We start from the raw sequence: 11,774 nt of genomic DNA, 5'->3' as shown, positions 1-11,774 counted from the left end.
CCCCCACTGATTACCGTCGGACGCGTCAGATGTGTATAAGGGCCAGCCCTGCGCCCGGCTGCGCCGCTGCTTGCGCTCCCGCGCCTGCGCCCGGCTGCGTCCCGGCCGGCGTCCCCGCTCCGCCGTCGGGCTTCGCCCCGATCAGCAAGCTCGCCGTATCGCGAAGCTGTTGAACAAGCTGCCGCACGTTTTGCAGCAGCTCGCGGCTTTGTGGCGACAGCGAAGCGTTCCCTTCCAGCTCGCGTCCTGCAAGCTGTCCGAGCTGATCCAAAACCTCATGAAACGGCGGACCCTGCACCGCCTGCCGCACCGAAACGACCGTCTCCGGAGTCAGCGGCAATCCTTTTTGAAACGCGATAACTGCCGAAGGAAGCCATGCCTCTTGCGGCATATTCGGAGGCATTTGGGCCTGAAGGTTCGCAAACGCCTGCACATTCTCCTTCGTCAACGTAACTCCGGCCTGATTTAAAAGCTGCACCAACTGCCGGTTTGCCGGAGAATCGGGAAGTCCCATCGTTTTCACGATATCCCCAAGAGATCCATCCGATATTTGCACGTTCGACTGCAGTGGCTTGAGGACCACCTGTCCGCCCGACGATTCCGGCTGCACTTGAAGCATCGTCACTTCACCCGGCTTCAGCGGCGCTTCGAGCTGTGCCCGCACCTGCACCCCGCCGATATTGACCAGAGCCTCCTGCTCCGGTCCAACCTGAAGCACCATGCCCTTCACCACTTGCCCGACCTTGAGCTCCAAAGCTTTCGGCTCCGCCGCCTGCGCATCACCCGTCAATCCCCGGATCAATCCGCTGATATTCATCGCTGCCGCTCCTTCCATCTATACAAATAAAGCCGGCCTGGGCACCGCATGTACGTCTCCCTGCCGGCTGCATTTCCGGTTCAATGTATATATCGGCTAACCGCCGGGCTTTTTTCAGCGCAGACTTGCAACGACTAGAACAGTACCTGCTGTTCGTAAACGATGTTTCTTAGAAACGTTTTGCGATGCATCGGCGACGGACCATATTCTGCCAGACGCTCCCGATGCACTTTTGTCGCATATCCTTTATGTATCGCAATGCCGTACTCCGGAAATTTCATATCCCATTGCAGGCACATGCGGTCCCGTGTCACCTTCGCAATAATGGAAGCGGCTGCGATCGACTGGCTTAAGGCATCGCCGTGTATAACGGCAAGCTGTTCCATGTCCACATCGACCTTCTCGGCATCGACAAGCAGCGAATCGGGAACGGGGTCCAGCTGTTCGACCGCACGTTTCATCGCGAGTCGTGCCGCCTGCTTAATATTGATCCGTTCGATCGTATCGACGTCCGCAACCCCGATTCCGATGGATAGGGCCTCCTGCCGGATCACATCATATAACGCTTCCCGCTTCTTCTCGCTTAACTTCTTCGAATCGTCGACGCCTTCGAGCACCAGACCTTTTGGCAAAATAACCGCCGCAGCCACCACATCGCCGAATAAGCAGCCACGTCCGACCTCGTCAACTCCGGCCACGAGCGTCCTTCCTTGACCCCAGAGCTCTTGTTCGTATTCCAGCATTTCCTCACCCGCATTTCCTGCGTCAAAATTCGACCTTGGCGATTCGCCATGATGTTCCATTATACCGCAGGATTCGGGAGCTGCCTATCCCCTTACGCATAAAACCGCGCATTCAAGCTTTTTCTCGTCTCGTCCAATAAATGTAAAATCATGCTTTTCCCTTCTGCCGTTAACGTATAGTACTCTGTGGAACGACCCAGATCCACGAACAAACGGTCGTTATTATGAGCAAGCCAAAAATACAGCGGATGCTCTCTGCCATCCTTCAAGCTCAGGGCAATCGACATGTCGGGGGGCCGACTGTCCAGCTTGGCCGTTTCCGCAGTCGCTTCCTGTATCGCTTCGAGAAACCGTCCGATCGCATCCCGGGAAAAGATCGAACCTGTATTGCCCGACGAATCGGTAACGATCAGGCTCGCAATATCCTCCGCCCGAATATGATAAGGCTGGCCCCAAGTCCGTTTTCCGACGGCCAAATCTTTTCCCGTCTCGTGATTGCAAGCACTGAGCACTCCGATGCCGAATAAAGCGGCGGCAAAGGCCATCCGCATCTTTACTTTCCACCCGTTCATTCCGTTCATTTTCTCACGCCTTTCAGCAGCCCTCATTATAAATAAAGGACGTCGCACGCAACCGTTTTGTTTCTTGTCCCCAACCAAAAATTTTCAGGACCTGTCCCTTTCGGCTCCCCAAAAATACAAAAGGACCCGATTATGGAAAACCATAATCAAGTCCATGAACGCTATTGCCAAACTCTGCTGCAAGAGGAGAGAACGAAAGGCGTTAATATAAATACATGTTTTTGAATAAATATTCATCAGTTGATACAAAAATCTTATACTTGCAAAATCATCGCTTCATTATAACTGCGCATCATCTGGGACACGGTTACCAATTTATAGTTATTTCCAGTTAAATGCGGAAGCAGCATTTCAATAGCTTGTACCGTCTGGCTGCGTTCCTCGTCCGGATCGTCTCCGCTGCCGTCGTGAAATAAAATAATATCGCCTTTTTGCAGCGTTTCCAGCACCCGCTCCACAATCGTATCGGCACCCGGGAGACTCCAGTCCTTCGTGTTTTGATGATCCGGCCATATCACCGTATGGAGCCCGAGCCGGTCGGCCGCCTCGACGGTGTGCTTATTGAATTCGCCATAAGGGGGACGAAACAAGGAAGGCTCTGTTCCCGTAATTTCTCGAATAATCCCGTTCGTCGTTTCCAGCTCGTTGTAAACATCCTGCCTTTCGCATTCGGGCAAAGCAGGGTGGCTGTACGTATGGTTTCCTATTTCATGCCCTTCTTCAACAATCCGGCGAAGAAGATCCGGGTATTGCTTGGCATAGGAACCGATGACGAAAAAAGTGGCATAAGCTTGGTGTTTCTTAAATAAATCCAGAATTTGCGGAGTATAAACCGGATTCGGACCGTCATCGAACGTGAGCGCGAGCTGTCGTTCCCGCGAAGGCAATTGATAGATGATCATCGTAACACTCCTTCCAAAGAGGAAAATAGCAAGGAGAGGCGTTCGCTTCCTCTCCGAAAGCACGAGGTCCTCGGGTCGGATCGTCGCTAACGTTTCGATGCCATCGCCGAATCGGATAATCGTTGGTACAAGACGTTGCCTAACTCCTCCGCTACCCGGTACACGGCCAGTATACTTTCGACGTGGGTTTCAAGCGCATCCTGATTCAATAAAGGGCCGATGACAAAGCCGTTATCCGCTCCCTCAAGCTCGTAAGAATTCGGCCGCAATTGGAACCCCCGCAAGGAAGCGTTCGTTTTAAAATGATTTTCGCGGGCCCGCAAATTGCTAATCAGTGGAGAATCCGTCCGATTCACGCGTCCCGCTCCGGTGCAGTTCACCACGATATCCGCCGTCAGCTCGATCTTCCCCTCCTGTCCATCCGCTTCAATATACAACCGCCGGTCCGCCCGGCTGTCAATACGGACAATTTTCGCCTGCGTGGCGGTGACAAGCCCTTCCGCTACAAATCGGGCAGCGATCTCGATATACTCGCGGGCCGAAGGACGCTGGCCGCCTGATGTCAGAGCTTCGTCCTCTTCCCCTTCGAAGACGCCGCCCGGCAAATATCCGCTGGAAGAAACGACATTGATGCTGCGCACGGCAGAGAGCAGCTCCGCACGGTTCGACAGAAAATAAATCGCCTCAATCGCCGAAGCGTTCGAGCCTGCGATCAAGATGTCCAGCTTCCGGCCGAACGATTTGGCGCGCTCCGCGACCGCCTGTTCCAGACCGGCATAGGCATCCTCGTACAAATCGTGGATGTATCCCTCGTCCACGCTCAAGCCGCAGCTATTGCTGCGCGGAATGCACCCCGTTGCCAGCACGAACGCCCGGCTATGAAAGCTTGAATCATCAGCCAGTCGGATCGTAAAGCCCGATGCCTCCGGCTCGACATCCGTTACCTCTCCCGTAACGAACCCGACCTTGGCCAAATTCCGCTCTTCCGCCAGCTGCACCGTTTGGCGAAGCAAGCGCTCGACATAGAAGCCGAACAGCTTCCGGGGCACATAAAGCTCGTCTACTTGCCCGTTCTCGAGCTGCTCCTTGTAGCGAAATACCCAGGCTTGCAGGAGCCGATCTTCATGATGCACGCCTTCATGGACCAACTCCTTATAATGCAGCGACAGCCAATCCCGAAACGGTTTCGGCGTCGACTGGGCAGCCGGTTCAATCAGCAAAAATCCGGACGGGCTTTGTTTCCCGTAAGGAATCCCGCGCCCGAATTCGCCGACTCGGTCAATGATCAAGATTTCGATCGGCTTTTCTCCCGCTTCCTTGCCTGCTTCAAGCAACCGGTTCAATATCTGAATGACCACACGGCTTCCCGACAAGCCTCCGCCTGCGATAACCACGTCGGCATGATTAAGGTTCATCATCGTTTCTCTCCCGCTCCTTTTCTAACTATCTTTGCCACGCAATCTGTCGATATAAATTCCCGGATTCGACCCTTCGATATCGATAGCGCCCACGACCCGCGCATAGAACGGAGCCGCCTCCTTGGGACCGCCGATAATGGCATAGGCGTAGCCCATATCCGCCATCGCATGCAAGCAATGCAGCAGCAGCGCTTTGCCTACCTGTCCGCCCCGGTAAGCTTCGCCCACCCCGATCGGACCGAAAAAATTCCGGTATGTCGCTTCGTAGCAAGCAAACCCGATAATTTCGCCGTCCCGGGTGGCGATAAAGCTGCTGACCGGAGAATTGGAAAACGTGACGTCGCATTCGCTCATCCAGCCTTTGCTGAAATTGGTCTGCACCCATTCCAGCACCTGATTTTTTTCATAAGCTCTCGGACGACGCACCAGGATACCCTTCTCGCGCAGCGCGTTAATATAGTCCTCCAACGGAGGCAATTCATAAAGCTTCACTAATCTGTCCATCATTTCCACGATCGCTTCACCTCAAAATGATATTCAATATTACATCGCCGAATACGTCTGCTTGCGCGTCTCAACCGTGACAAGGTTCCGAACCCACTTGCCTTGCCGGATGCGGTAAAGCGTCATGCACGCCTTCACAAGATCTTCCATGATGACCAGAATAAAAATGTGCGGCAAGCTCCACTTCAAGACGAATGCGCCCACTAAAGCAAGCGGAATGCCGATCAGCCATTGTCCGGTAAAATCAATCACCAATCCCGCCTGCAAATCTCCTCCGCTGCGCAGCACCCCGCTAATTCCGACGGCATTGATCGTTTTCAGCCAAAACGTGAGCGCCATGATCAGATACACTTGGAACGCCGTATCGATTAACGAGTCGTCGATCGCCCCGTATAACCCGATAATCGGGCGATAAAACAGCAGCAGCAGCGAACCAAGCGCCAACGACAGCAAAAGACTGATGATGAGCATCCCTTTGGCCTGCTCAATTACCGCATTAAAGCGTTGTTGTCCAAGAGTATGTCCCAGAAGCACAGCTGTCGCCGTTGCGCATCCTTGTTCAAAAGCGGCACTGAACGAATCAACGGTTGCCATCATCGACATAATAGCTAACGCTTCGGTACCGATCTTTCCGTAAATAACATGATACAAGAAGATACCCGTAGACCAGATGAAACCATTGACGGTAGCCAGCACGGATATTCGGACAAACTGTACTAAACGATCTTTGCTGATATATCGGACGAAATCGTTCGGAACGAACGCCAGGGGGTGTTTTGTGAAGTAAATCATTGCGGCGAGCAGCAAGGCCTCCGCCACACTGCTGATCAGCGTAGCATAGGCAGCCCCCATGATGCCTAACTGGGGAAACCCGACTTTTCCAAAAATAAGCAGGTAGTTGAGCAGTACATTCAAGGCGACGCCTCCGATGCTGAAGTACATCGCTGTGGAAGCTTGTCCGATGGCTCGAAGACCGACGCCAAACACATTGACAATCGCTAAAAAAATGACGCTTAACGAAATGACGCCCAAAAACTTCGATGCGATATCGGCAAGATGACTATCGGAAGTGGCCAGCCCCATAACGACCGCCGGATTGGCGGTAAAGAAGAGCAGAACCGGCAGCACGACAAGCGCAAACGCCATACCGAAACTCAGACCCAGAATTCCTTTGACGCCGGAAAGATCGTTCGCTCCCCAGTATTGGGCGGCCAGAACGCCGCAACCGCTGCTGAGGCCGACGAGCAGCACAATCGGAATCATCATCGCTTTGCTGACAATACCGACCGCAGCCACTTCGGTTTGTCCCAGTGTCCCGACCATCAGGACATCCGACAAATTCCGCGACGACAGCATTAGCACCTGAATAATGACAGGAATCGCCGTCGCAATAAAACTGACGAAAAATGCTTTTTCAAAGCCAAAAAGCTTTCTTATTTTCATTCCGGTTCTCCCTATCGTATGTCTCTTCATCCTCTCGCCGACTGTTTTGCAGATCGGCGAAACTTTATCGCCGTCACTAGCTCTCGTTTTCCCGCCAAGCATTCACTCCTTTTTATGGTTTATTCTCCATCTCCGGTTCCCCCTCACCTCCATCAGGGAAACTTTTTCTTATAATCCAATAAATAGTAAACACTATTTATTAAAAGGATATTATCAAATATTTCCCATTGGATCAATAGGTTTTTATGGATTTAAAATGTATAATTTTTACGAAGAGAACCGTTGTTCACCGAGGGTTGAAAATTAGAAAAGCCTCTTGCGCCATAGCGCAGAGGCGGACTCTCGAAAATCAAACGCGCTTTTTTCCGGTCAAAAAATCGGCAGCACATGGAAAAACACATTCGGCGAAGCAATTCGAAAATAGTAGCTGCTCCAGCCCGCGCCTTTATTGTTAAACCGATTGCGCTGGCCGAACACCAACCGCTCCTGTTCCAATTCCTCAAGTTTATCGACTCTGCCCTCCGCGTAATCCAGCAGTCGCGCGCTTGCGCTCTCCAGCCTCGTCAAGACGCCGCCATACCGGATATCGAGCACTTCCCACCCAAAAGGCTTATACATCGCGTGCCATTGGTTCCGATGGGCGATCCGCAGCGCGTTCACGCGCCGGGAAAGCTCGGGAAGCACATTCAGGGCCGCCTCTTTAAGCTTTTCCGGTTGACCGTTGTCGTACGCCTGCTTCAGTTCGATGCCTAACTGGCTCTTTAACGCCAACACCCTGCACAATTGTTCCGGTACCTCGAACAAATAATCAAGCTCCGCCTCGGGATTGCGCCGTTCATGAATCGCTTGTTCCAGCTGCGCATAATGCTCCGACAGCTCCAAACCCTCGATCTGCTTGTCGAACAGCCCTAACAGTACATCCTGCCACAGCAAAAACTTGGACGGATTGCTCTGCTCCGTATTGTCCGGCACGCTCCCCGGCGTTTCATCCAAATATTTCAGATTGAGGAACGCCTCGGCATCCATGCCCGTACAAAACTTCACTCTTTGATGCAGCTGCTCCGTACTCACTTCCTCCGCGTAAGCATGTTCCGCATACAGCTGAATGCCGAGCAGCGCATTGAAGTGGTTATTTTCCATGCCATCGTCGCCCCACATGGCCGCATGCACCTGCTTCACGCCCTCTTTTTTGCATGCTTTCAAGGCTGCATCGGACGTTCTCAAAGAAAGCCCGTAGTTCGTGCCGAAGCAGTTCCACGTCCAGATACCGCCGAGGAAAATTGGATTTTGCCCCCGGCCCAATTGACGATGAAGATCAATCAGATACGAGTAGTCCTTTTCTTCCGTATGGAAAAAGTCCCAGTAAACTAACCGCACGTCGCTCGGAATTACGCTCACCATTTCCTCGGGAAGCTCCACGTTTTTCACGAACACGTAATGATCGCCATGGGCCTTGGAGGCCATCTTCAAGAACATATCTCCGTACATGCATGGCTCCAAGCCGAGCTTGTGCGCAATTTCGCGCACCTTGGACAAGTGCCGGATCATCACGTCAAACCGGTCCTTATAACCGAAACGGTCCAGGTATTTCCCCCTTCCCAGTTCCTCCGCTTCGTCCATGCCGATGTTCACTTTTTTACTGCGAAACGGAGCGGTAGCGGTTGCAAGCATTTTCTCAATCAGCTCGTACGTCGGCTCGTAATCGGACAGCAGCACGCCCCTCGTGTCCCGGTAGTGCGCCGCTTCCTCCCATTTCAAAAACTCCTCCAGATGCGCGTAAGTCTGGATGCTGGGATAAGCTTCGATACCAAAGATGTCGGCGTAGTCGTCAATCGCTTTCAACTCGGCGAACGAATATCTCCCCCGCATGTAGCCGAAATAAGGCTCGCCTTCAAGCTCATACACGTCTTCCATGTAAAGAACCATCGAATTGAGCCCCATCAGCGCGAGCTTGCGTATCCATTCTTTAAAGCTGTCTACCGTCAATACCGCATTGCGGGACAAGTCGAACTGCGGCCCGATCGCATCGAACTGCGGATGCTCCTCGATATGGAACGATTCTTTCTCGCCGTAATGCTGAATAAACAACCCTAAAGCGCGAAAAAATTCATGCTTTTTCCCATAGCGGATCGTTCCTTGCCCTTGTTCCAGACGAACCTCCAGCACATTCGGCGTCCGCTCTACACGCACCGGAATTCCGTCATTAGACAGCGTAAACCGCAGTTCCTCCGCCAACAGCCCGATCCCGGCAGACAGCTCTTCCGTTTGCCCTTCAAACTTTATTCTCATCGCTTATCCCTCCAAACTGGTATGGATACAAAAAAACATTGATATGTAACATTATTACGTATATTATTATATTCAGAGGAATTATATTACGTCAATGAATAAATCACAAGCAGGTGAAGGTCATGAACAATGCCGGTGTATTGCTGCAAAGCATGCTCGATACGCTGCATCCGGCTGAAAAACGGGTAGCCGAGTATATTCTTAAGCATCAACAGCAAATTAGCCAAATTTCCGTGCAAAAGCTTGCCGAGGACACCGAAACCAGCGTAGCGACGGTCGCCCGGCTTGCCCAGCGCGCCGGCTTCAGCGGATACCGCGAATTAAAGTTCGCACTGCTTTCCGCCGCAGCCGCCATTCCGAAGAAAGACGACCATTTTGACGATATTCGTCCCGGCATGGATTCCGCTCAAGTGATCCAGCAGCTTACCTGCTGGGCGAAGAAATGCATCGAGGATACCGCGCAGGTTCTTTCCCCCGAACAGGTGGACCGGGCTGTCACTGCGCTGCTTAACGCTTCGAAAACGGCTTTTTTCGGTGTAGGCAGCTCTTCTTTCGTCGCGATGGACGCCTCTTTCAAATGGATTCGTCTGAACCGGTGGAGCTTTGTTTACAGCGATCCTCAAGTCATGCTGCTTTCCGGCGTCATGCTTCAGCCGGGGGATGTGCTGGTCGCTATCTCCTATTCCGGCAAAACAAAGGAAACGCTCGAAGTGGCTGCGATGGCCAAGGAGCATGGGGCCACGGTGATCAGCATTACACAGGTCGGCAACAATCCGCTTCATCAGATGGCGGATATCGGGCTTTGGGTCACGGCGACCGAAGCGGGGATGAAACGGGGCGACATCGGTTCGCGCCTGGCGCAAACCCATGTGATCGATATTTTATACATGTCCATGATCAGCCGTAACTTTACCGACGCCGTCATGCAGCTGGAAGAAACCTACACCATGGTGCGCCAAAAAAGGAAGGACTAAACCAAGAGCAAATGGAGGCGTTGCCCATGACGGAACGCGAACGGAGCGCCGGCCGGCTGGTGCTCAAAGGGACGATCCTCGACGGGAGCGGCAGAGAGCCTTTTAGCGGTTATGTGACCGTCGAGCAGGGTAGGATCGCAAGCGTATTTCCCGAAGAAGAAGCACCTGCAGAAGTTATGTCTCAGCTTGATTCTACAGACGCACAGGTGCTTGATTTCGGCAACGCATACCTGACCCCCGGCTTGATCGACATTCATCTTCACGGGGGCGCTGGTGCGGATGTCATGGACGGCAGCGCCGACAGCCTGATTCGGATGCTCCGCTACTATCTCGCCCATGGCACCACCTCGATTCTCGCCACCACCTTGACGGCCCCGAAGCTGGACATTGACCGCGCGCTTGCCGCCGCTTTTTCCGTGCAGCAAACGGAGCGCATTGGCCAGGTAATCCAGGGCGTTCATCTCGAAGGGCCGTTCCTTAGTCCCAAATGGCCTGGCGCCCAGCATCCGCAGTGGATTTGCAACCCGCAGACCGCATGGCTTCGCGACTGGACTTCCCGCTTTCCCGGATTCATTCGCATGCTGACGCTCGCCCCCGAACTGGAAGGTGCCGAAGAAGCCGTCGCTTATGCCTTGGAGCATAGTATCATCGCCGCTTGCGGACATTCCGACGCTACCTACGATCAGGTGCGGACCGCCATCGGCTGGGGAATCTCCCATGCCGTCCACTGCTGCAATGCCATGCGTCCGTTTCATCATCGGGAACCGGGGGTTGTGGGAGCGGTGCTTCTGCACGACGAGTTGAGCACCGAAATCAATGTAGACGGATATCATCTGCATCCGGCGGCAGTGGAATTGATTTTAAGACTGAAACAGGACCGTGTCTGTGTCATTACGGATTCCATGCGCGCCGCGGGAATGACGGACGGCGTCTATCATTTGGCCGGACTGGAGGTGCACGTCGAACAAGGGGCCGCCCGCTTCGCCGACGGCACGATCGCCGGAAGCACCATTCCTTTGGTGCAAACGGTACGAAATCTCGTGCAGATGCACGGAAAATCGCTGCCGGAGGCGGTGAAGCATGCGACCTCGATTCCGGCGGGAATCGTAAAATTGCATAGCAAGGGACTTTTAAAAGCCGGGTACGATGCGGACCTTGTCGTGCTGGAGCCGGAGGGCCTGCAAGTGAAGCGTGTCATGCTCGGCGGGGATTGGTATGATCCCGAGACCCATGATTTTGCCTACATTTCAAGGAGGGGCTTGCTTTGAAATCCATTGGTGTCATTCAGTCCATTTACCGTTATCCCGTTAAGTCCTTTCAAGGGGAACGCCTGACCGCGGTCGATATCGAGCGATACGGATTATACGGAGACAGAGGGTACGCTTTTATCGATCATACGCGTTCAACCGATGCTTCCCGGTCCAACAAAAAGCTGAACGCCAAATTTGTTCCGAAGCTGCTCGCTTACTCCAGCAAATACGTCGCGGACAGATCTGACAACGAATTTCCGCCAATCCAGGTAACGGCCCCCGACGGCCGGATATTTCAATGGGATGAGAAGCTTTTTGAAGAAATTCGGGCCGTCGTTTCTCCGCGGGAAATTTCTCCCCGGAAATATTCGACTGACCATGACGACCTGCTGGGGGTGGATGAAGCAAGCATTTTGATCACTACGGATGTTTCTCTGAACGAGCTGGAAAAAATCATTGGCGTGGAGACCGACATGCGCAGGTTCAGGCCCAACTTCGTCATTCGTTACGACGAACCGCAGCCCTTTGAGGAATTCGATTGGATCGGGAAAATCGTCCAAATCGGAGATACGAAACTGGAGATATACAAAAAATGTCATCGATGCAGTATGGTGAACGTAGATCCGGACTATAACACCGTCAGCCCGACCTTCCTAAAGCATATTGCCAAGCATCTGAATGCCTGCTTCGGGGTGTATGCCAGAGTCATTCGGACCGGAACCGTTACCGTTAACGATCCCGTTTATTTGCTCGATTGAATTTCAAATGAAAAAGAGCGATTCGTTCCTTTACGAATTCGCTCTATACGGTAAATTTTATAACGTTCCCGATGTGCGCTTGCGTCTCTCCCTGC

General features: G+C 53.0%; 11 protein-coding genes. 3 read left to right on the top strand and 8 right to left on the bottom strand.

Annotation, left to right across the window (positions count from 1 at the left end; translation table 11 throughout):
• Positions 1-25: 25 nt before the first annotated feature.
• The 8 genes from KQX66_RS28370 to KQX66_RS28335 all read right to left on the bottom strand — a co-directional run bounded on the left by KQX66_RS28370 (position 26) and on the right by KQX66_RS28335 (position 8,697).
• On the bottom strand, positions 26-817 hold the full coding sequence (locus tag KQX66_RS28370) for a TP0910 N-terminal domain-containing protein (protein WP_216796213.1): 792 nt from the start codon (positions 815-817) through the stop codon (positions 26-28).
• 134 nt (positions 818-951) lie between these two features.
• Positions 952-1,620: a ribonuclease HII gene (rnhB, locus tag KQX66_RS28365; RefSeq protein ID WP_284439855.1), complete on the bottom strand. Its 669-nt coding sequence runs from the start codon at positions 1,618-1,620 to the stop codon at positions 952-954.
• Between the two features lie 32 nt (positions 1,621-1,652).
• Positions 1,653-2,141: a YhfM domain-containing protein gene (locus KQX66_RS28360; protein ID WP_216796211.1), complete on the bottom strand. Its 489-nt coding sequence runs from the start codon at positions 2,139-2,141 to the stop codon at positions 1,653-1,655.
• Between the two features lie 254 nt (positions 2,142-2,395).
• Positions 2,396-3,043 (bottom strand): polysaccharide deacetylase family protein, encoded by a 648-nt coding sequence (locus KQX66_RS28355; protein WP_216796210.1) that lies wholly within the window; start codon positions 3,041-3,043, stop codon positions 2,396-2,398.
• 86 nt (positions 3,044-3,129) lie between these two features.
• Positions 3,130-4,461: an FAD/NAD(P)-binding protein gene (locus KQX66_RS28350; RefSeq protein ID WP_216796209.1), complete on the bottom strand. Its 1,332-nt coding sequence runs from the start codon at positions 4,459-4,461 to the stop codon at positions 3,130-3,132.
• A gap of 21 nt (positions 4,462-4,482) precedes the next feature.
• Positions 4,483-4,968, bottom strand: coding sequence for a GNAT family N-acetyltransferase (locus KQX66_RS28345; protein ID WP_216796220.1), 486 nt, complete (start codon positions 4,966-4,968; stop codon positions 4,483-4,485).
• A 36-nt stretch (positions 4,969-5,004) separates the two neighbouring features.
• On the bottom strand, positions 5,005-6,408 hold the full coding sequence (locus KQX66_RS28340) for an MATE family efflux transporter (protein WP_216796208.1): 1,404 nt from the start codon (positions 6,406-6,408) through the stop codon (positions 5,005-5,007).
• Between the two features lie 369 nt (positions 6,409-6,777).
• Complete coding sequence (locus KQX66_RS28335) at positions 6,778-8,697, bottom strand: beta-N-acetylhexosaminidase (RefSeq protein WP_216796207.1); 1,920 nt, start codon at positions 8,695-8,697, stop codon at positions 6,778-6,780.
• Positions 8,698-8,819: 122 nt separating this feature from the next.
• On the opposite strand from KQX66_RS28335, the gene KQX66_RS28330 reads away from it, so the two are divergent.
• The 3 genes from KQX66_RS28330 to KQX66_RS28320 are packed head-to-tail and all read left to right on the top strand — an operon-like array spanning position 8,820 to position 11,679.
• Entirely contained in the window at positions 8,820-9,671 is an 852-nt protein-coding gene (locus tag KQX66_RS28330; protein ID WP_216796206.1) for a MurR/RpiR family transcriptional regulator, read from the top strand.
• 26 nt (positions 9,672-9,697) lie between these two features.
• Positions 9,698-10,939, top strand: coding sequence for an N-acetylglucosamine-6-phosphate deacetylase (gene nagA / locus KQX66_RS28325; protein ID WP_216796205.1), 1,242 nt, complete (start codon positions 9,698-9,700; stop codon positions 10,937-10,939).
• Complete coding sequence (locus KQX66_RS28320; RefSeq protein ID WP_216796204.1) at positions 10,936-11,679, top strand: MOSC domain-containing protein; 744 nt, start codon at positions 10,936-10,938, stop codon at positions 11,677-11,679. The genes nagA and KQX66_RS28320 overlap by 4 nt, the downstream gene beginning before the upstream one ends.
• Positions 11,680-11,774: the final 95 nt, after the last annotated feature.

It is taken from the genome of Paenibacillus oleatilyticus, from assembly GCF_018998565.1.
GTDB lineage: Bacteria > Bacillota > Bacilli > Paenibacillales > NBRC-103111 > Paenibacillus_G > Paenibacillus_G oleatilyticus.
The sequence above is the reverse complement of the archived record's forward strand: the minus strand, read 5'-3'. Positions and strand labels throughout refer to the sequence as shown.